This window comes from Candidatus Azobacteroides pseudotrichonymphae genomovar. CFP2 (genome assembly GCF_000010645.1).
Taxonomy (GTDB): Bacteria; Bacteroidota; Bacteroidia; order Bacteroidales; family Azobacteroidaceae; genus Azobacteroides; species Azobacteroides pseudotrichonymphae.
Genome location: NC_011565.1, coordinates 1,093,272 through 1,114,206, shown reverse-complemented (window position 1 = coordinate 1,114,206; position 20,935 = coordinate 1,093,272). Strand labels below are relative to the sequence as shown.

At 33.3% G+C, this 20,935-nt stretch carries 16 protein-coding genes, 1 tRNA gene and 1 rRNA gene; 9 read left to right on the top strand and 9 right to left on the bottom strand.

Going from position 1 to position 20,935, the window contains the following annotated elements; all coding sequences use genetic code 11:
- Window positions 1-689: 689 nt before the first annotated feature.
- Window positions 690-2,441, top strand: coding sequence for an aspartate--tRNA ligase (aspS, locus tag CFPG_RS04500; protein ID WP_012573777.1), 1,752 nt, complete (start codon window positions 690-692; stop codon window positions 2,439-2,441).
- 20 nt (window positions 2,442-2,461) lie between these two features.
- Here aspS and tsaB read toward each other — a convergent pair whose 3' ends face one another.
- Entirely contained in the window at window positions 2,462-3,142 is a 681-nt protein-coding gene (gene tsaB, locus CFPG_RS04495) for a tRNA (adenosine(37)-N6)-threonylcarbamoyltransferase complex dimerization subunit type 1 TsaB (protein WP_012573776.1), read from the bottom strand.
- A 231-nt stretch (window positions 3,143-3,373) separates the two neighbouring features.
- On the opposite strand from tsaB, the gene guaB reads away from it, so the two are divergent.
- Window positions 3,374-4,849, top strand: coding sequence for an IMP dehydrogenase (guaB, locus tag CFPG_RS04490; protein WP_012573775.1), 1,476 nt, complete (start codon window positions 3,374-3,376; stop codon window positions 4,847-4,849).
- Between the two features lie 6 nt (window positions 4,850-4,855).
- On the opposite strand, the gene CFPG_RS04485 is transcribed toward guaB, so the two are convergent.
- The 4 genes from CFPG_RS04485 to glyA form a co-directional block, all read right to left on the bottom strand.
- Window positions 4,856-5,077 carry a DUF2795 domain-containing protein gene (locus tag CFPG_RS04485; protein WP_012573774.1) on the bottom strand — a complete coding sequence of 74 codons (222 nt, stop codon included), beginning with the start codon at window positions 5,075-5,077 and terminating at the stop codon, window positions 4,856-4,858.
- Window positions 5,078-5,729: 652 nt separating this feature from the next.
- Window positions 5,730-6,284, bottom strand: a complete 555-nt coding sequence (frr, locus tag CFPG_RS04480; RefSeq protein WP_012573773.1) for a ribosome recycling factor — start codon at window positions 6,282-6,284, stop codon at window positions 5,730-5,732.
- A 61-nt stretch (window positions 6,285-6,345) separates the two neighbouring features.
- The gene (gene pyrH / locus CFPG_RS04475) at window positions 6,346-7,053 is read right to left on the bottom strand and encodes a UMP kinase (RefSeq protein WP_012573772.1); all 708 of its coding nucleotides are present in this window, start codon (window positions 7,051-7,053) and stop codon (window positions 6,346-6,348) included.
- A 15-nt stretch (window positions 7,054-7,068) separates the two neighbouring features.
- Window positions 7,069-8,349 carry a serine hydroxymethyltransferase gene (gene glyA, locus CFPG_RS04470; protein ID WP_012573771.1) on the bottom strand — a complete coding sequence of 427 codons (1,281 nt, stop codon included), beginning with the start codon at window positions 8,347-8,349 and terminating at the stop codon, window positions 7,069-7,071.
- 1,359 nt (window positions 8,350-9,708) lie between these two features.
- Here glyA and CFPG_RS04465 point away from each other — a divergent pair.
- A complete protein-coding gene (locus tag CFPG_RS04465; protein ID WP_012573770.1) occupies window positions 9,709-10,989 on the top strand; it encodes a 3-phosphoshikimate 1-carboxyvinyltransferase in 1,281 nt (426 codons plus the stop codon).
- Between the two features lie 1,702 nt (window positions 10,990-12,691).
- On the opposite strand, the gene CFPG_RS04460 is transcribed toward CFPG_RS04465, so the two are convergent.
- The 4 genes from CFPG_RS04460 to CFPG_RS05690 form a co-directional block, all read right to left on the bottom strand.
- Window positions 12,692-12,779, bottom strand: a tRNA-Ser gene (locus tag CFPG_RS04460).
- Window positions 12,780-12,929: 150 nt separating this feature from the next.
- Entirely contained in the window at window positions 12,930-13,931 is a 1,002-nt protein-coding gene (locus CFPG_RS04455; protein WP_012573769.1) for a beta-ketoacyl-ACP synthase III, read from the bottom strand.
- A 91-nt stretch (window positions 13,932-14,022) separates the two neighbouring features.
- The gene (gene rpmF, locus CFPG_RS05400) at window positions 14,023-14,220 is read right to left on the bottom strand and encodes a 50S ribosomal protein L32 (protein ID WP_012573768.1); all 198 of its coding nucleotides are present in this window, start codon (window positions 14,218-14,220) and stop codon (window positions 14,023-14,025) included.
- Complete coding sequence (locus tag CFPG_RS05690) at window positions 14,139-14,345, bottom strand: hypothetical protein (protein WP_041572466.1); 207 nt, start codon at window positions 14,343-14,345, stop codon at window positions 14,139-14,141. The genes rpmF and CFPG_RS05690 overlap by 82 nt, the downstream gene beginning before the upstream one ends.
- A gap of 345 nt (window positions 14,346-14,690) precedes the next feature.
- Between CFPG_RS05690 and yihA the strand changes: the two genes are divergently transcribed.
- The 6 genes from yihA to CFPG_RS04420 all read left to right on the top strand — a co-directional run bounded on the left by yihA (window position 14,691) and on the right by CFPG_RS04420 (window position 20,866).
- Complete coding sequence (yihA, locus tag CFPG_RS04445) at window positions 14,691-15,296, top strand: ribosome biogenesis GTP-binding protein YihA/YsxC (protein ID WP_041572574.1); 606 nt, start codon at window positions 14,691-14,693, stop codon at window positions 15,294-15,296.
- A gap of 179 nt (window positions 15,297-15,475) precedes the next feature.
- Complete coding sequence (locus CFPG_RS04440; RefSeq protein ID WP_012573766.1) at window positions 15,476-16,180, top strand: YggS family pyridoxal phosphate-dependent enzyme; 705 nt, start codon at window positions 15,476-15,478, stop codon at window positions 16,178-16,180.
- A complete protein-coding gene (locus tag CFPG_RS04435) occupies window positions 16,146-17,072 on the top strand; it encodes a CPBP family intramembrane glutamic endopeptidase (protein ID WP_012573765.1) in 927 nt (308 codons plus the stop codon). Before CFPG_RS04440 ends, CFPG_RS04435 begins: the two co-directional genes overlap by 35 nt.
- A 32-nt stretch (window positions 17,073-17,104) precedes the next feature.
- Window positions 17,105-17,923, top strand: a complete 819-nt coding sequence (gene panB, locus CFPG_RS04430) for a 3-methyl-2-oxobutanoate hydroxymethyltransferase (protein WP_012573764.1) — start codon at window positions 17,105-17,107, stop codon at window positions 17,921-17,923.
- A gap of 6 nt (window positions 17,924-17,929) precedes the next feature.
- Window positions 17,930-19,072 carry a carboxynorspermidine decarboxylase gene (gene nspC, locus CFPG_RS04425; protein ID WP_012573763.1) on the top strand — a complete coding sequence of 381 codons (1,143 nt, stop codon included), beginning with the start codon at window positions 17,930-17,932 and terminating at the stop codon, window positions 19,070-19,072.
- A gap of 273 nt (window positions 19,073-19,345) precedes the next feature.
- Window positions 19,346-20,866, top strand: a 16S ribosomal RNA gene (locus tag CFPG_RS04420).
- The last annotated feature ends 69 nt before the right edge of the window (window positions 20,867-20,935 follow it).

The window sequence follows — 20,935 nt, the reverse complement described above, 5'->3', positions numbered from 1 at the left end:
TTCTTTAATTCAATTGCTAAATATACAAGACTATTTTGTGTCTATTCATCATGTTTATAAAAACAGATCTCTAATGACTTTTACTTTAGTAAAAAAGATAGATCCCGCTTTTGCGAAAATCAGCAAAATTGAAAGGAAGAGCAAAAAAAAATATTGTCTTATGTTAAATAATACGTTATTATATTATTTTTCAATAGGTTATATGAATAGTTGATATTCAGTAGTTTTCATTTATTTTTTTTTTCGGTTTATTATCAAATAATTTTATTTGTTTGTATCGATTTCGTTATGATGGTTTTTTGGAAAAAGTAAAAAAATGACTATCGCCTACCTAGAATAGGTAATGCTCATTAACCATTTTTTGTGCTTTTTTTGAGGTAGGGGAGTTAAGTTTATTCACTTTAAGTTTTTACTACAATACTTTTTCTAACTTCACTTCCAATGTTAGCATATTTTGTATGTATGTACTATAAGGTTTATTTTAATAATTTTTGTATGTCAAGTCAGCAAGTAGTTAGTCAAATTCTAGTTTTACTACGAAATAATTTTCCTGGCAATAAGTATTCTATTTTTTTGAATATTTTTTATATTAAGAAGTGTAGATAAATATTTACTTTAGTAAAAAAGGTTTTTGTATATCCTAGGATGAATGATACATAGGTTAATATAAATAGAAAGTGATTACTCAAATGTATAGAACAAATACTTGTGGAGAACTCCGTATTGTAAATGAAAATCAAGAAGTAATTTTGTGTGGTTGGGTGCAAAAATCACGTAGAATGAGTGGAATAGTTTTTGTCGATTTACGAGATAGATATGGAATTACTCAATTGATTTTTAATAAAAAAGTAAATTTAGCCCTTTATAATAAAGCATTGGAATTAGGACGAGAATGGGTTATTCAAATAGAAGGAAAGGTTGTGAAGCGTTTTAATAAAAATTCGGATATTCCCACAGGGGATATTGAAATAATTGTCTCAAGACTTCGTACATTAAATCCTTCTGAAGTGCCTCCATTTACTATTGAAGAAAATACTGATGGTGGAGATGATTTGCGAATGAAGTATCGTTATTTGGATTTACGTCGTACATTGATTCGTTCCAATTTGGAATTGCGACATCAAATGGTATTTGCAATTCGTAATTATTTAAATAGCCATGAGTTTATGGAAGTGGAAACACCTGTTTTAATTAATTCTACTCCAGAGGGGGCTCGAGATTTTATAGTTCCTTCTCGAATGAATATGGGGGAATTTTATTCCCTGCCCCAATCTCCGCAGCTATTCAAGCAATTGTTGATGATAGCAGGATTTGATCGTTATTTTCAAGTCGTAAAATGTTTCAGAGATGAAGATTTACGTACTGATCGTCAACCAGAATTTACACAAGTAGATTGTGAAATGTCATTTGTAGAGCAGGAAGATATATTGAGTATTTTTGAAGGATTGACTAAGCATTTATTTAAAACAATTAAGGGGTTAGATATCTCTGGTTTTTCACGCCTTTCATATGCTGATGCAATTCGATTTTATGGTTCAGATAAACCAGATATTCGTTTTGGAATGCAGCTTGTTGAAATAAAAGATATAACAATTGGAAGGGGATTTGATGTATTTGATGAATCCGAGTATGTGGGAGCTATTTGTGCAGAGGGTTGTGCTTTTTATACTCGTAAACAACTTGATGAACTTACTGATTTTGTCAAGCACCCACAAATTGGAGCAGCAGGATTGATATATGTTCGTTATAGTTTTGACGGTTCTTTGAAATCATCAGTAGATAAATTTTATTCTACGGTGGATTTACAAAAATGGATAGATAGAGTAGGGGCTAAACAGGGAGATTTAGTTCTTATTTTGTATGGGGAAAAAAGGGAAACACAAAAGCAATTAAGTAGGCTTCGTTTAGAAATGGGGTCTCGTTTAGGTTTAAGGGATAAAAAACAATTTGGATGTCTTTGGGTAATTGATTTTCCTTTGTTTGAATATGATAATGTATTGAATCGCTTTTTTGCTAAACATCATCCTTTTACAAGTCCTAAGCAAGAAGATGTTTGTTTATTAGAAACGAATCCTGAATTTGTTAGAGCAAATGCTTTTGATATGGTAATTAATGGAATTGAAATTGGAGGAGGTTCTATTCGTATTCATAATTATGAACTGCAAAAAAAGATATTCGCTTTACTGGGTTTTTCAGAATCTTATACTCAGTCTCAATTTGGATTTTTTGTGGATGCATTCAAATACGGTGCTCCTCCTCATGGAGGTATTGCATTAGGTCTTGACCGTTTTGTCGCTACTTTTGCTGGGCTCGATTCTATTCGAGACTGTATAGCCTTCCCTAAAAATAATTCTGGACGAGATACAATGGTAGGGGCACCCTCTATTATCTCTCGTGAACGATTAAGTGAATTGAATCTTATAGTAGAAGGATGGCAATAATTTTAGAGTAAAATTTTATTCTATGTAACTGTTGTTTGATATTCTTTCAAATAGAACGGTTCAAAATACGCTATATCTGTGAATTCTTTTTTAGCAAAGGCGGTTTCTGCTAAGTAGATCATAGTTTTTGCTGTAGGATAAATGTCTTTGATAAAAATAGCGTTAGGAGATTTAATGAGATTGGTGCATTTATTTAAACCATTTCCAAAAAATATAATAGTACGTTTTTTCAAAAATTCCTTATAACTATTTTCATCAATAGTATCCACTTTTAGTGGACAAATTTCGTTAAGGTTTGCATCGTACAATACAGTGAAAACTTCCATTCTTTCAGCATCGATTATAGGGCAATAGATTGAATTAGGAAATGAGAGGGACAAATTATGAATGGCTTGGAATGCCATAATTTTTAAAGTAGGAATAGTTATCAGAGGAATGTCGAAACCATAGCATAATCCTTTGGCTTCAGAGGTTCCAATACGTAGTCCTGTGTAGGATCCAGGACCTGCACTTACTGCAACTGCATTTATTGTGTAGTTGTTTTTACGTACATAATTCACAGCTTCTAGAGTAAAAGCTCCTAATAAGGAAGCATGAGATTTTTTTTTCGTACAAATTTTGTTCATGATAGATTTCCCATTAATAGACAGAGACAACGAACAAATCTGTGTGGAGGTTTCTATTGTGAGTAAGCAAGTCATTTCCCTTATGTTTATTTATGTTTTGAATTTAAACTATTTGTTTTCATTTGGGTGGTATGTCTTTATAGTATATTACCGGAGTAATATACTATAATGCTACTTTTTAGTATGTAAAAATAGATAATATTTTAGCTCGTATTATGTTGAAATCTTTATAGTAAGAAGAAAAAATATATTTATATTTATAAATAATATAATAAGTATATCAGAAAGTATATCAGAAACATTTTTATGTCATTTATTACGGATAAAGTTGTTATGGAAGGCTTGACCTTTGATGACGTTTTGTTAATTCCTTCTTATTCTGAAGTTTTGCCTCGTCAGGTGGATCTTTCTACAAAGTTTTCAAGGAGCATTTCTTTGAATATACCAATAGTCTCAGCGGCTATGGATACTGTTACTGAGGCTAAATTAGCAATTGCAATTGCACGTGAAGGGGGTATAGGCGTAATTCATAAGAATATGAGTATTGAAGAACAGGCTAAACAAGTACGTTCCGTAAAAAGAGCTGAGAATGGTATGATTTCTAATCCAATCAGTATTAAGAGAAATAAAACGATTGGAGATGCACTGGCTTTAATGTCTGAGTATAAAATTGGAGGTATTCCTGTGGTTGATGATAATAATTATTTGGTTGGTATTGTAACTAACCGCGATTTACGTTTTCGAAAGGATACTGAGCAATTGATAGATAAAGTAATGACCTCTGAAAACTTGGTGACTACTAGTCAGTCTACTGATTTGGAAGCTGCTGCTGATATTTTGCAGTCTTACAAGATAGAAAAACTTCCTGTTGTAGACATTCATAATAAATTGATAGGATTAATTACTTATAAAGATATTACTAAAGCAAAAGATAAACCTTTTGCTTGTAAGGATTCAAAAGGACGCTTGTGTGTAGCTGCAGGTGTTGGGATTGCGCACGATACTTATGATCGTGTTGGGGCCTTAGTCGAGGCAGAGGTTGATGCAATTGTAATTGATACAGCTCATGGACATTCGAAGGGAACAATTACTATTTTAAAAGAAGTTAAAAGCAAGTATAATGTAGATGTTGTTGTTGGTAATGTTGCAACAATGGAAGCAGCGGAAGCATTGGTGAAGGCAGAAGCTGATGCTATAAAAGTAGGCATTGGACCTGGATCGACTTGTACAACTCGAATTATAGCGGGGGTAGGCGTTCCACAATTGTCAGCTATTTATGATGTAGCAAAGGTGTTGAAAGGGACAGATGTTCCTGTTATAGCAGATGGGGGTGTGCGTTATTCTGGAGATATAGTTAAAGCTTTAGCTGCGGGAGGTTTTTCGGTTATGATGGGTTCTTTGTTGGCAGGTGTAGAGGAATCGCCAGGTGAAACCATATTATATAATGGTCGTAAATTTAAATCTTATAGGGGTATGGGTTCGTTGGAGGCCATGCAAAAAGGGTCTAAAGACCGATATTTTCAGGATGTAGAAAATGATATAAAGAAGTTAGTTCCGGAAGGAATAACAGCTCGAGTACCTTATAAGGGTTCATTGTATGAAGTGATCTATCAGATAGTGGGTGGACTAAGGGCTGGTATGGGATATTGTGGAGCAATGAATGTGAAACAGCTCCACAGTGTTCGATTTGTACGAATTACAAACGCTGGGATGGTAGAAAGCCATCCTCATGATTTAGCTATTACACAGGAAGCTCCCAATTACAGTTTTCATCGTGAGTAATTTATTTTAGTATTCGTCTTCATTGAAAAGAAAATCGTCTTTGCTTGGGTAGTCTGGCCAAACATCTTCTATGCTTTCATAGATTTCGTTCTCTTCTTCTAGTTCTTGAAGGTTCTCTATTACTTCGTCTGGGCAGCAAGCACGCACGGCATAATCGATTAATTCTGATTTAGTTGCAGGCCATGGAGCATCTTCTAAATATGAAACTAATTCTAGTGTCCAATACATAATGTGTATGAATTTATGAAGAAATGATTTTTTTAGTGGGGAGTACTGGTAATTTTACAATTATCAGTAGGCCAATTTGTCTCCTTCTTTTTTTATGATATAAAATTAAAATTATATTAGATGGACTTATTTGTCACAATAACCAATGCTGAAGAACAAATAATTTTCTTTTTCTTGCAATAGTACAGTATGCGTGTCGTGATAGTTTCATTGGAGAGTAAATTAACATCCTATCTGGCAAAATAAAAAAATATAATGGAGGCATCGATTTATCTATTTTATTCACGGTTTTTTAAATTCTCTCTATAACATAACACTGTAAAAGCAGAACTCTACTCCTTACTTCAATTTCTGATAGGGGATGTAGGGGATGGAGAGGCTTTTGAAGTAAGGAGGAAGCCTTCATATTATAATATTTTTATCCAATTTTCTATTCCTGATTTATGATGAATATTAACATTAAGACGACATTGATCGTCTTAATGGGCTATGCACTATTACATCTATTTTTTAATATTTTAAATTATTTGTATGTAAGAGTTCTCGGAACAAAAATCTTGCTAGTTCAAGCAGGATTTTTATTTGTAGACAGCTCTTTATTTTACGAATATCAAAAATATTTTTTTGAAAACAATTCACAAACAAAAATCTATTAAACAGTCATTATGTCTTTTACTTTGGCGATAAGTACTTTGTCTATTTTTTTCAAAAATTTATCATGTAGTTTTTGTGTAGCTAATTCTGTTTTTTTTCCTTCATCTTCGGAAAAGATACCTTCTTTGACAAATTTTTTTATCATATCATTAGTTTCTCGGCGAATATTACGAATGCCGACTTTTGCTTTTTCTACTTCTCCTTTTGATTGTTTTACCAATTGTTTACGGCGTTCTTCAGTTAAGGGTGGAATATTCAACCGGACTAGTTCTCCATTATTTTCGGGAGTAATACCTATATCTGAGTCTTGTATAGCTTTTTCTATTGGTTTCATCATAGCTTTTTCCCATGCTAAAATCGTAATTGTTTTAGCATCAAGAATAGAGATATTAGCTACATTAGATAGTGGAACTACGTTTCCATAGTATTCTATTTTTATTCCATCTAGTATATGAGTACTAGCTTTACCTGCACGAATACGAGAAAGAACTTCTTCTAAATGAGTTAATGTATGGAGCATTTTTTTTTCACTATGTTCCATTATATTTTTCATTGCATTAATATTTTTCTATAAAGATTTTCTACTTAGAGCATTAGCAAATGCTATATTTGTTTTAGTTGTGAACTAAGGTTCCTAATTTTTCTCCTCTTAGTATTTTTTTTAAGTTTTTCATTGTATTCATTTCAAAAACAATGATTGGTAAATGATTATTTTTTGCTAAGGCAGTAGCAGTCAAATCCATAATTTTTAAACCCCTATTGTATATTTCATCATAGGAAATTCTATCAAATTTGGTTGCTGTTGGATCTTTTTTAGGGTCAGCAGTATATATTCCGTCTACATGAGTTCCTTTTAACATAATGTCAGCATTTAACTCCATAGCCCGTAAAACAGAAGCTGTGTCAGTAGTAAAAAACGGATTACCTGTACCTCCTGATATGATTACTACTTCTCCTTTTTCTAATGTTTCTATGGCATCTTCTTTAGAATAAAGATGGCCTATTGGCTCCATCCTTATAGATGTGAATACTTTTCTTTTCATTCCTTCTTTTTCCAAGGCAGAACTTAAAGCCAAGCTATTTATGATCGTCGCTAACATGCCCATCTGATCACCTTTTACTCTATCGAAACCTTTGAATGTTCCATTCAATCCTCTGAAAATATTTCCTCCTCCCATTACAATAGCTACTTGAATACCTATTTCACTTATTTCTTTTATCTGTTTAGCGTAATCAGACAAACGATTCTCATCAAATCCATACTGTTTTTCTTCCATCAGAGACTCTCCACTAAGTTTAAGAAGAATACGTTTGTATTTCATTTCATATTATTTTAGTCACCATGCAAACAAAGGATAATCTTTCATTAAAATATTCACTTTCTTTTTGACAGAAGAGACTATTTTGTCATTGTCTACATTGGATAGAACTGTATCTATCAGTTCTACTATTTCTTCCATAAGAGGTTCTTTTGCGCCACGTGTAGTGATAGCTGGAGTTCCAAAACGCAAACCAGAAGTAAGAAATGGTGAACGGTTATCAAATGGCACCATATTTTTGTTGACAGTAATATCTGCACTAACAAGTGCTACTTCAGCTTGTTTCCCGCTTAATGTGGGAAATTTTGAACGAAGATCAACCAGCATCAAATGGTTGTCAGTTCCTCCAGAAACGATTTTATATCCTGTGCTATTTAATGCTTTTGCCATTACTTGAGCATTTTTCTTTACTTGTTTTTGATATACAACGTATTCTGGTTGCAACGCTTCGTAAAAAGCAATGGCTTTAGCTGCAATAATATGTTCTAATGGCCCACCCTGTACACCAGGGAATAGTGCCGAGTCCAATATTTCAGACATCATTTTAATTTTGCCTTTTGTAGTAGTTCTACCCCAAGGATTTTCGAAGTCTTTCCCCATCAGGATGATTCCTCCTCGAGGTCCTCGTAGTGTTTTATGTGTAGTAGAAGTTACAATATGTGCATAATGAAGTGGATTATCTAAAAGTTGAGCAGCAATTAATCCAGCTGGGTGAGCCATATCTACCATAAAAATTGCTCCGATTTTATCAGCGATAAGCCGGATCCGCTGATAGTCCCAATCGCGAGAATAGGCAGACGCACCAGCGATAATTAATTTAGGTATTTTTTCCATTGCGACATATTCCAGTTGTTGGTAGTTAATCTTTCCATTTTCTTTTTCTGTACCATATTCCAGAGCTTTATAGGAAAGCCCAGAAAAATTAACAGGAGATCCATGGCTAAGATGTCCTCCGTGCGATAGTCCTAATCCTAGAAAATAGTCACCGGGTTGAAGACAGGCTAAGAATACAGTCATATTAGCTTGTGCTCCACTATGGGGTTGTACGTTTACCCATTCAGCATGAAAAAGGTGCTTTAAACGATCTATAGCCGTTTGTTCTATTTCATCTACTATTTGGCACCCTCCGTAGTATCGTTTTCTTGGATAACCTTCAGCATATTTGTTAGTTAGTATAGAACCAGCTGCTTTTAGTACTTGAGGACTTACAAAATTTTCAGAAGCTATTAGTTCAATACCTTCGCATTGACGATTGTTTTCTTGTTCGATTAGTTTGAAAATTAATTCGTCTTTTTTCATTTCTGTTTAGATTTATGCTTATTGACTGTTCAATTTATTTAGGTGCTTGTCCTTTATTCTTAAACAAATGTAATGGAATTTTAGGAGTTTTATTCTTCCTGTTCAATACAATTAAACGAAAATATGTTGTAAAAGAACTTGAAAAGTAAAATATTAATAGAATTTTTATAATACTTAATACTGTTAAAGTTTTCTTTAATCATTTGCTTTGTCCTCTTATGTTTTTGATATCAATAAATAAAGAAATTGCTTTGTAAAAGTGATATTTTTAATTTAATGGGAATATTTTTTATGTCCTTTAATTTTGAACTTTAACATCTATTGAAGTACTTAAAAATGTTTTGAATTAAACAAGTTATACTGGAATTAATCAAAAAATGAAAAAGTATTACAAAAGCATTTGTTTGTAATTCATTCGTTAGCAAAAATGTATTCAAATTCAAGTAGTTTATATAGTATATTGCGAGTTTAAAAAAAAACATGAACCAACTGTACAAAAAGGAAATAAAAAAGTAAGACACAAAAATCTCAGTTTATAATAATTCAATATTATTCTAAATAATATCAAAACTTATTCTAACAATTGTAGTTTTATTCTGACAATATGTTTCGGTGAGATTTTATGTACAATCACTACTCTAACAATGTATGCCATGTATTGAATCGCCTTTTTACAAATTTATCAATTTTAGTTATTGATTTTTAATTAGTTAAAAAAACGTCAATGTCGGTGTTCAACCCAAAAAACAATGTAGGTAGTCAGAGTTTCATAGATCGAATCTAAAGTGGTATCTGTATTTTGAATATTTTCATTTATATGGTTATTTATTGTATTAATATGGTATTAAAAATTGGAGATATCTCTCTATTTAGATTCCCATAAGGAACTTGACAAGAAAAATTCATTAAGAAATCTATTTGTATACTTAGATTCTACATCTACATTTTGTATGTTGAGGTGAAAATTGCCAATTATTCCATTAAATAAAATTTTATCATCAAAGGGAAACATAAATTGGTTATGGGATAAAATACAGAACAGAAGGGAATAATAATATAGACTTCTTCTACATAGGGTTATAGGGTGAAAAATGACAAGGTTTAAAAATATATTAATATATTTGACGAAGGACCAATAAAGAACTAATTATGGATAAATCTGAAATATATTATAACTATAGGATGAAGTCTATAATTTCTTTTGGGTTAGTTTAGCTATTTGAATAATTATTATGATTGGTTTTTAGAGTTCATCCATGGTTATGTATTACATTTTGTACTAATATATTGGAATATAGATTCTTGAAAAGAGATATGGATGAATTTGCAATTCATTGCCTCAAATAAAGTGCTTAATTTATGATTTATAAAGTACAGCCACCTGCTGATTTGTACATAAATACTTCTGTACAATTACCTGCTTCTAAAAGTATTAGCAATCGTGTTTTGATTTTGAATGCCTTGAGCAAAAATGATATCTATTTTATAGAGAATCTTTCGGATAGTGATGATACCCAAGCATTGCAATATGCTTTACAGTCAGATGATGTTGATTTTGACATTGGTGCGGCTGGGACTTCTATGCGTTTTCTTACAGCTTATTTATCTCAACGAAAAGGTAATTGGAGTATTACAGGAACGGAAAGAATGAAAAATCGTCCAATTTGGATATTGACTGATGCTTTGTGTCAATTGGGTGCTGAAATTAGTTTCCTTGAAAAGAAAGGGTTTCCGCCTTTGTATATTGTTGGTAAAAAATTGAGAGGGGGATCAATCTCTTTAGATGGCGGAATTAGTTCGCAATATATTTCTGCATTGATGATGATTGCTCCTGTTTTGGAACAAGGATTGACTATGCAATTGGAAGGTATCATAATTTCTCGACCGTATATTGGGATGACTATCCGTTTGATGGAAGTATTTGGAATTCGGGTTGAGTGGGAGGAAAATATTATATGGATTCGTCCTCAGTTATATCGTATGCATTCGTCGTTTAAAGTGGAAAGTGATTGGTCGGCAGCTTCTTATTGGTATGAAATAATAGCTTTGGCTTCGAAAGATTCTTTAATAGAGTTATTAGGGCTAGAAGAAAATAGTATACAGGGAGATGCACAAGGACGATTTTTATTCGAAAAATTAGGAGTGCAAACAATGTTTGATGTCTTTACTACTTTAGGCGAAAGAAAAGAAATTTCAACAACCTTGTCTCCTATTTTACCTCGTTTTACAGGAGAAATGTTAAGTTACAATTTTGTTAATGAACCAGATTTAGTTCAAACTTTTGTTGTAAGTTGTTGTTTGCTTAATATTCCTTTTTGTTTTAAAGGGTTACAAAGTTTGAGAATAAAAGAGACAGATCGCATTACTGCCTTGCAGAAAGAAATGCGTAAACTTGGGTATTTAATTAGAATTAAGGATTGTACTGGGGATACTATGGAATGGAAGGGTGAAAGGTGCAAACAAGAAGATAATCCTGTTATTTTAACTTATGAAGATCATCGTATGGCAATGGCTTTTGCTCCAGTTTGTCTAAAATTGAAAAAAATTAGTATAGATACGCCTGAGGTGGTTAGTAAATCTTATCCTAACTATTGGAGGGATTTAGAACAGGCTGGATTTATAATTACGAATTGCAATTGAAAATTTGAGATTAGATTATAAAAAGTTTAGATAAAACTTGAATTTGGTTGATTGGGATATTAAAATTACCGTGTTATAACAGCTTCTTTTCTGCAGGTGAAAATTATTTTTAGAACTGCTTGACAATTTTATGAAAAGACTAATTTTTTTGTTTGAATTGCCTTGTTTCGCTTTCCCCAATGAAAAGAAGAGCAAGACAATACAAATAGTATTATAAATACTGAGAATGATATTTCATATTCTATTTGAATAGATAGATAATAGGGAAGGTATATATGTTGTTTATAACTATGCATTAGGATAGTACTTCCCTCCCTTGGAGTTCTATATTTTTCTTTTTACTCAATGTTTTGTTGCAAAAGCGTCATTTGCCTCTATAGATATTCATCCATAGGACTTTTATAAACTTTATAAATATGAGCGTATGTGTTCAGCATGTGCTGCTTGGCAAAAAGTTGTCGTCTTTACTTAGAATATTTCGCTTTATTTCCCTATCTACATATTTTTACGGAACTTTTCCGTTATGGACTCTCCTTTTTTTATTTCCTCTCCTTTTTTTATTTCATTGTGTACTCACAATGCTTATATAAGTTATAGTATGTATATGTAAACATACTTCTTGAATATTTTGTTATAGAGAAAGCTTAGCTCTCTCTTTTACTGCACTTTGGTAAAGAAGAAAAGACTTGGTCTATAGACAAAACTATCCTACAACGTATCGTCATCCTATTAGAATAGGGCAGTGGGTTTTCCACTCTCTTTCCAAATATATATTCTTTACGTTTGGTATCTCTTCTGTGTCAGAAGTCCATAGAATGGTCATTTGTCGTCACTCTTGGAATTAGTCAGTTGTTATACTTTTTTCCCTTCCCAGCCTTAACTAGCCATACTAGAGAGCATATTACAGATGATTTTCTTGGATTTGTTGAAATCTTGTTTTCTTATATATAAGCGCTCCTCGCGTTCATACACAAAACTTTTGCTTTCTCTATTAGGCTCTTTTTTCATCTCCCAAAGCAACTAGAGAAAGAATTTGCAATTTTTTTGTACATCAAAAGATTTTAGCTCCATATTAAAAACTATTATAATTGTACTTAGCTGTCTCATCGTCCAGCTTGTCATTTTTTTACTTAGTTGTTTTTTTTACCCATCTGATTCCTAGAATGCATACTTCTTCCCTTTGGTTTATCATGATTCTTTCATTTCTACTTCAGCTAAGTTAGCCATGCTAATTTTCGACAGACGAAGCTCCTATGTAAGCTTCACCTCCATTGATTTTTTGGACGATTCTTATTCTTTACTAGAAAGAAGCCTTTCTTAAGACTATTTTCCTATCTTCTTTTTGTTATAAATCATAAAACGGTCTCCTTTTTATAAAATTAACTATAGCAACTATCTGTTCTGTACCTTGTAGGTGAAAGTAATTGCGTTGAACATTACTTTTTAGCGTCTTTTGAATTCTTTTATATCAATTATATCAATATTTCTCTATTCAATTCCCTTTTTGAAGGAATCAAATAAGAGTAATTATTATGTTGAAGCCAACCACATAATTGAATTTAGTATAGAGAAAGGGTTTAACATTACAAATAATCTCATTTGTTGAAATCCAAATAATCATATGCAAATTTACTACGACTATTCAAACGCAGTTAGGAATTTTTATGTATCCCATTGAACTTCGGGCATTTACAATTGTATTTGGCGGAGAGACAGGGATTCGAACCCCGGGAACCCTTCAGTTCAACGGTTTTCAAGACCGCCGCAATCGACCACTCTGCCATCTCTCCTTAGTATTTGGAAAAATTATTATTGTAACAAGTTTTTTAGTTTGTGACTAAACTCACTGAATACGAAAAATCCTTCCTTCAAAAATAACCATCTTACAAAGATGGCTCATTTTAATTTCTGCAGTTTACAAAAAAAAATCTCAACGCAAATCAATGCGAGTCATAACCCCACTTCAAATAAGTGGCCCCCCATGTAAAGCCAGCTCCGAAAGCAGTAAAAATCATTTTATCCCCCTTGTGTAATTTTGATTCCCACTCACACAAACAGAGAGGAATACTTGCCGCACCTGTATTCCCATACTTTTCTATATTAATCATCACTCTTTCACGGGAAATTTTCAGGTGATTTGTTACAGCATCTATAATACGTAAATTTGCTTGATGCGGGACTACCCAATCAATTTCATCTTTGGATAAATTATTTTTCGAAATTAACTTTTGACAAGTATCTGCCATGTTCGATACTGCATGCCTAAAAACAACCTTACCATCTTGCCAAACATAATGTAGTTTATTATTTATTGTTTCATAAGTGGTAGGATTAACTGACCCTCCTCCATATACATGCAAACTCTCAGGAATGCTTCCATCACAACGCATGATAGAGTCTACAAGTCCTATATCTTCCATAGTTGCTTCTACCAGAGCACAACCACAACCATCGCCGAAAATCGGAGAAGTATTCCGATCACTGTAGTCTATAAATACAGAAAGCACATCACCAGCAATTATCATTACTTTCTTATGTTTGCCAGAAACAATAAAACCTTGAGCAACCTCCAAAGCATATATAAATCCACTACAAGCAGCTTCCATATCAAATCCAAAAGCATTGGTTATTCCCACTTTATGGGCAATCAAACTAGCAGAATTAGGGAATGGATAATCGGGAGTAGCAGTAGCAAAAAGAACAGCATCTATTTCCAAAGGATCAAAATCATGTCGGCTTTTCAAATCTTCTATTGCTTTCAAAGCTAAATAGGTGATTCCTTTCCCTTCCTCTGGTTTAAGTATTCTTCTTTCCTTGATGCCTATTCTTTTAAGAATCCATTCATCACTAGTATCTACCATTGTAGATATTTCTTCATTAGTTAACTTGTATTCGGGGACATAACCCCCTATTCCTGTTATCACAGCATGGATCTTATTCATAAACTATACTTTTTTAACAAAACTATCTTAAAATTGAAAGATAATTTTACCTCATTTCCCAAATTTCAGGAGTTTATACAATTTATAATATTTAAACCTCTCCCACAGATGTTTTATCTGTGATTACCTTACCTTTGTAGTACAACTTTCCCTCGTACCAATGTGCTCTATGATATAAGTGATACTCACCTGTTGTTGGGTCGAGAGCTATTTGAGGAAGTGTGGCTTTATAATGTGTTCTTCTTTTGTCCCTTCTGCTTTTACCGGTTTTTCGTTTAGGGTGTGCCATTCTTGAAAAATCTTAATTTCTATTAATTTATTTTTTTTTTGATATCTCTGACGAGACTTTCTTCCCTGATTTTCATTAACTAAATTTGTGATTTTTATTTCGTGCCCTATCAGCTTTGTTAACATTTATAGAGCCCAGATAGAGAAGCAAAGATATAGTTTTTATACAAGAAACAAAACCCATTTTCATACCTCATTTCATAATCATTTACTGGTACATTTAATATTTCTGTACCCAATAAGGATTTAGTTCACCATTTTTATTTACTCACGTTGTATAACCTTACCAACTTAGATTAAAATGCTTATTTTGTACCTTTGGTTTTTTAGGATAAAAATTTTCCAAGTTTGTTGTTAAAAACAACAACATTGGAGTGTAAATGTGCACTTAATGATCGTACAATATTTTCGTAAAAAACAATATGTTTTTATGTTTTTTTAGATTATTTGGATTCTTATTTTTACAATGTTATGGATATTAAAAATGCAGTATTTGTTGTTGGGAATACGGATGTTGGTAAATGTCCACGAGATGGTTTCCCAGAATATGCTTTTATTGGACGCAGTAATGTTGGGAAATCTTCCCTCATCAATATGCTTACAGGTCAAAAAGGTCTCGCACTAACATCATCTATTCCTGGGAAAACACAATTGATCAACTATTTTTTGATTAACAATGAGTGGTATTTAGTAGATTTGCCTGGTTATGGCTATGCACAAGGAGGAAAACAAAAACGTAGAACTCTTCAAAGAATTATAGATAACTATTTATGTCAACGCAAAAAAGAATTGACTTGTATTTTTGTGTTAATAGATTGTCGTCATAATCCCCAAAAAAACGATACAGAATTTATTCAGCAGTTAGGGGGGAATGGTTTTCCTTTTGTAATCGTATTTACAAAGATTGATAAACTATCGAATAAATCCCTGAAAGAAAATATTGATGTCTATCAAAGTACTTTATTGAAAAATTGGGAGGAACTCCCTTCTATTTTTGTAACTTCTTCAGAACGCAAAATAGGAAGAGATGAAATTTTGAATTATATCGAAGAAATAAATAAAACATTACAATTATAAATTTAATGACAACTTTAGCATGTTTTATGGTGGAAGATTAACGAGAATGAAAAAAACACCATAAAAAACTCATTAGTTTTAATTCTTTCTCTGGTGGTTATAGTATATATTCTCAAGTATAAGTGTAGCCGCTTTCATCGTAAAATAGTGTTAGGTTATGTAATTATTAGTAGGAATTCATGAACGTAATCGATAGACTAAATTATATAAGGAAGCATTTAAAAGAAGGTGTTCGTTTAGTAGCAGTTTCGAAGTTTCAAAACAGTGAATCTATTCTCGAAGTCTACAATGCAGGGCAGCGTCTATTTGGGGAAAATAAAGTAAAGGAATTATATCACAAATACCAACAATTACCAAAGGATATAGAATGGCACTTTATCGGACATTTGCAAACGAACAAACTCAATTATGTTGTTCCCTTTGTGGATACAATCCATTCGATAGACAGTTTTCGACTTTTAAATAAGACAAATTATTGTGCTCTGAAATATAATCGTAGAATAAAAGTTCTATTACAAATGCATATTGCAAAGGAAGTAAATAAGTTTGGTTTTTCTTTCGGAGAAGTTGAAAACTTACTTAGTGATAAACTATGGAAAACTTTTAAAAATGTAGATATCATAGGTTTGATGGGGATGGCTTCTTTTACAGAAAATCAAGATCAAATAACAAAAGAATTTTCTTCACTTTCTAATTTTTTTTTGAAATTGAAGAATCAATATTTTTTCGACAAAAAAAATTTTAAAGAGTTATCAATGGGAATGAGTGGTGATTATCTATTAGCTATTAAACAAGGGAGTACAATGGTGAGAATAGGGAGTAGTATTTTTGGTAAAAAAACTAAGAACAATGAAATTAATAGTGAAATTGAAAGGGAGATTTGAACAATCATCTGTAGTTACACAATTTTTAATATTAGTTTTTACAACTATAGCAGGATTAACAATGACTTCTATAATGAGCAGTATCATTCTAATAATGAAATTTGGAACAGAATCTTTAATGATAGTTCGAGAATCTCCGGAATGGATGAAAAATATGCAATTTTTTCAAACTATAGGAGTATTTATTTTCCCAGCAATAATTTGTGCTTGGTTATTTAGTGATAATTATAAAAGTTATCTGCACATTGATACTGCTTTTCAGGGCTCTATTATTGGTTTGGTAATGTTGAGTATATTGGTTATTATACCATTTTTGAATGGTATCTATGTTTTTAACCAGCAAATGGTTTTCCCAAAATGCTTAAACGGATTGGAAGCGTGGATGAAAAATTATGAAAAACTTTCTCAAAATGTTATCGAGAGAATGTTATACGTTTATCGTTGGCAGGATTTGGTTTCTAATATTCTGATAGTATGTATATTTACAGCCATAGGAGAAGAGTTTATTTTTAGAGGTATTTTGCAAAATCTCTTAAATAGATTCATTAAAAATCAGTACCTGGTTATTTGGATAGTGGCTATTTTGTTTAGTATAGTCCATTTACAATTTTATGGATTTTTATCTCGTATGTTGCTTGGAGCTTATTTGGGCTACCTTTTATATTATACAGGTAATATTTGGATTTCTATTCTAGCACATTTTATGAATAATTTTTTAGGTGTTATAAATTCTTATATATTTCAAGATAATCCTAAAATGGTGGAGAGAATAAATAATATTGGAAGTGGAACTACTTGGTGGCTATCCATTGTTTCTTTAACATTGTTTTTTATCCTCTTTTATATAATAAAAGATTGTGTTTCTTCGAATCATCCAAATTGTTTTGATTAATCTTATGATTTACGATTATAATATTGATAATTATGCCCTTGCACACAGGAGATATTCGTAAAATTACTATTCAACATTTGATCGAAATGAAATCCTATTGCGAAAAAATCTCTATGATTACCGCTTATGACTATTCTATGGCTTCGATTATAGATAAGACTGGAATGGATATAGTCTTAGTTGGAGATTCAGCTTCCAATGTGATGGCAGGGAATACAACTACTCTTCCTATTACTTTAGATCAAATGATTTGGTATGCTCAATCGGTACGAAAAGCTGTGCAAAGAGCTTTGCTTTGTGTTGATATGCCTTTCGGTTCTTACCAGGGAAATTCTAAAAAAGCCGTTCATTCGGCTATCCGTATAATAAAGGAAACGGGTGCCGACGCTATTAAAATAGAAGGAGGGAAAGAGATTTGTGAATCTGTTAAGCGAATACTTTCGGCTGGCATTCCTACTATGGGGCACTTGGGATTGACTCCACAATCTATCAATAAACTTGGGGGTTATTCCATTCAGGCAAAAAAAAAAGATGAAGCTCAAAGGTTAATGGAAGATGCTTGTTTATTAGAGGAATTAGGTTGTTTTAGTATCGTTTTGGAAAAAATCCCTGCTAAATTAGGGAAACAAGTATCTGAAAAATTATCCATCCCTCTTATCGGAATTGGGGCAGGTCCTTACGTAGATGGACAAGTATTGGTTTTGCAAGATATGTTAGGAATTAATAAGAGTTTCGCTCCACGTTTTCTTCGTTGCTATGCGGACTTGTACAATGTTATTAAAAAATCAGTAGAACATTATGTTCAAGACGTAAAAAATGCTAATTTCCCAAATGAGCAAGAATCATATTGAAAAATAATGATTGATTTTTCTAAAATACCTTCTCCTGCTTATGTAATAGAAGAAAAATTGCTTCGTAAGAATCTTTCATTAATAAAATCGGTTCAAGAACAAGCAGGAATAAAAATCATACTTGCTTTTAAAGCATTCGCTATGTGGAAATCATTCCCAATTATCAGAGAGTATGTTAATTATTCTGCAGCGAGCTCTGCTTGGGAAGCAAGATTGGCTTTAGAAAAAATGGGAAGTAAAGCTCATACTTATTCCCCTGCTTATACCGAAGAAGAGTTTCCGGTTATTAAATCTTGTAGCTCGCATATTACATTCAATTCTATGTCACAATTTTACCGTTTTTACAAAAAAACTTTGAATAATTTGACAAAGATTTCCTGTGGATTACGAATCAATCCCGAATACTCAGAAGTAAGAACTAGTTTATACAATCCTGTTGTTTCAGGGTCACGTTTAGGTATTACACGAGAAGAATTAGGAAACAATCTACCCGAAGGTATAGAGGGATTACATTTTCATACCTTATTTGAATCCAATTCGTATGCTTTAGAAAATACATTAAACCATGTAGAAGATAAATTTGGGGATTTATTTTCCAAAATAAAATGGCTAAATATGGGGGGGGGACACTTAATAACACAAGAAAACTATAGTATAACACATTTGATAGAATTGCTACAAAATTTTAGAAAAAAATATCCTCACCTGCAGATTATTCTAGAGCCGGGTGCTGCTTTTGTTTGGCAAACAGGGGTATTAGTTTCTTCTGTAGTAGATATTGTAAAAAACAATAGAGTAGAAACAGCTATCTTAAATATTTCATTCACTTGTCATATGCCTGATTGTCTTGAAATGCCTTATCAACCAAGAATTAGAGGAGCTCTCCAAAAGGTAATAGAAGGAAAACCTACTTATCGCATGGGTGGTAATTCTTGCTTAAGTGGAGATTTTATAGGTGATTGGTCTTTTAATGAGGAATTAAAAATCGGAGATAAAATCATTTTTGAAGATATGATTCATTATACAGTAGTAAAAACCACCATGTTCAATGGTATTCCTCACCCGGATATATATATATGGAAAATAAATGATAAATTAGAAATTTATCGGAAGTTTAATTATGATGATTATAAGAATAGAATGAGTTAATCTATATTTATTTTTGATTTTTAATCAATGTTTTATATTTTTGTAGGTTGGATACTGAGATCTAGATTTGACATTATTTAGAATAAATAATAGCTTTATGACCGGCTTTGCGAAAGCCATGGCATTATTTTGATCTTTGAAATTTTTCCATAATTTACGTAGTACAAGCTTCGAGGTATTTCTTTCGAAATAATTAAGGAATATCCGGAGGGGATTTTTTGTCGAATATCGTTTAGTTGATAAGGAGCATGAGAATTAAAAGTAAAAAAATTAACAAAGAAGAGTTTGATCCTGGCTCAGGATGAACGCTAGCGATAGGCTTAACACATGCAAGTCGAGGGGTAACAGATCTTCGGATGCTGACGACCGGCGAACGGGTGAGTAACACGTATGCAACTTACCCATAACTCGGGAATAGCCCAAAGAAATTTGGATTAATACCCAATAATACAGGCGTACCGCATGGTATTCTTCGTTAAAGAATAATCGGTTATGGATAGGCATGCGTTCTATTAGGTAGTTGGTGAGGTAACGGCTCACCAAGCCGACGATGGATAGGGGAACTGAGAGGTTGTCCCCCCACACTGGTACTGAGACACGGACCAGACTCCTACGGGAGGCAGCAGTGAGGAATATTGGTCAATGGACGAAAGTCTGAACCAGCCAAATCGCGTGAAGGAAGAAGGTATTATGTATCGTAAACTTCTTTTGTAAGAGAGTAAAGTGCACTACGTGTAGTGTATTGCAAGTACCTTACGAATAAGCATCGGCTAATTCCGTGCCAGCAGCCGCGGTAATACGGAAGATGCAAGTGTTATCCGGATTTATTGGGTTTAAAGGGTGCGTAGGTGGTCTAATAAGTCAGTGGTGAAATCTCTTTGCTTAACAAGGAAATTGCCATTGAAACTGTTAGACTTGAGAATGGACGAGGTAGGCGGAATTCGTAGTGTAGCGGTGAAATGCATAGATATTACGAAGAACTCCAATAGTGTAGACTGCTTACCAGACCATATCTGACACTAAGGCACGAAAGTGTGGGTATCAAACAGGATTAGATACCCTGGTAGTCCACACAGTAAACGATGAATACTAACTGTTTGCGATATACAGCAAGTGGTCGAGCGAAAGCGTTAAGTATTCCACCTGGGAAGTATGCCGGCAACGGTGAAACTCAAAGGAATTGACGGGGGCCCGCACAAGCGGAGGAACATGTGGTTTAATTCGATAATACGCGAGGAACCTTACCCGGGCTCGAACGATATTTGAATACATCCGAAAAGATGTAGCTAGCAATAGCAAATACCGAGGTGCTGCATGGTTGTCGTCAGCTCGTGCCGTGAGGTGTCGACTTAAGTGTCATAACGAGCGCAACCCTTACCGATAGTTACCATCAGATAATGCTGGGGACTCTATTGGGACTGCCACCGTAAGGTGTGAGGAAGGAGAGGATGACGTCAAATCAGCACGGCCCTTATGTCCGGGGCGACACACGTGTTACAATGGGAGAAACAAAGGGTCGCTACCTGGCAACAGGATGCTAATCTCGAAAATCTCTCTCAGTTCGGATTGGAGTCTGCAACTCGACTCCATGAAGCTGGATTCGCTAGTAATCGCACATCAGCCATGGTGCGGTGAATACGTTCCCGGGCCTTGTACACACCGCCCGTCAAGCCATGGAAGCTGGAAGTACCTGAAGTATGTAACTGAAAAGAGCGTCCTAAGGTAAAATCAGTAACTGGGGCTAAGTCGTAACAAGGTAGCCGTACCGGAAGGTGTGGCTGGAACACCTCCTTTCTGGAGCAAGTTATCAACATAACAAAAACAATACAGAGGATCTCCATTTGTACTACAAATTATGGAACT

Coding starts and splice junctions, on each gene's coding strand:
- rpmF (WP_012573768.1), bottom strand. CDS start 14,220: ATGGCACACCCTAAACGAAAAACCGGTAAAAGCAGAAGGGACAAAAGA.
- CFPG_RS05690 (WP_041572466.1), bottom strand. CDS start 14,345: ATGTTAACAAAGCTGATAGGGCACGAAATAAAAATCACAAATTTAGTT.
- panB (WP_012573764.1), top strand. CDS start 17,105: ATGCCCTTGCACACAGGAGATATTCGTAAAATTACTATTCAACATTTG.
- tsaB (WP_012573776.1), bottom strand. CDS start 3,142: ATGACTTGCTTACTCACAATAGAAACCTCCACACAGATTTGTTCGTTG.
- nspC (WP_012573763.1), top strand. CDS start 17,930: ATGATTGATTTTTCTAAAATACCTTCTCCTGCTTATGTAATAGAAGAA.
- yihA (WP_041572574.1), top strand. CDS start 14,691: ATGGATATTAAAAATGCAGTATTTGTTGTTGGGAATACGGATGTTGGT.
- CFPG_RS04485 (WP_012573774.1), bottom strand. CDS start 5,077: ATGTATTGGACACTAGAATTAGTTTCATATTTAGAAGATGCTCCATGG.
- glyA (WP_012573771.1), bottom strand. CDS start 8,349: ATGAAAAAAGACGAATTAATTTTCAAACTAATCGAACAAGAAAACAAT.
- CFPG_RS04455 (WP_012573769.1), bottom strand. CDS start 13,931: ATGAATAAGATCCATGCTGTGATAACAGGAATAGGGGGTTATGTCCCC.
- aspS (WP_012573777.1), top strand. CDS start 690: ATGTATAGAACAAATACTTGTGGAGAACTCCGTATTGTAAATGAAAAT.
- CFPG_RS04435 (WP_012573765.1), top strand. CDS start 16,146: ATGAAATTAATAGTGAAATTGAAAGGGAGATTTGAACAATCATCTGTA.
- CFPG_RS04465 (WP_012573770.1), top strand. CDS start 9,709: ATGATTTATAAAGTACAGCCACCTGCTGATTTGTACATAAATACTTCT.
- CFPG_RS04440 (WP_012573766.1), top strand. CDS start 15,476: ATGAACGTAATCGATAGACTAAATTATATAAGGAAGCATTTAAAAGAA.
- guaB (WP_012573775.1), top strand. CDS start 3,374: ATGTCATTTATTACGGATAAAGTTGTTATGGAAGGCTTGACCTTTGAT.
- pyrH (WP_012573772.1), bottom strand. CDS start 7,053: ATGAAATACAAACGTATTCTTCTTAAACTTAGTGGAGAGTCTCTGATG.
- frr (WP_012573773.1), bottom strand. CDS start 6,284: ATGAAAAATATAATGGAACATAGTGAAAAAAAAATGCTCCATACATTA.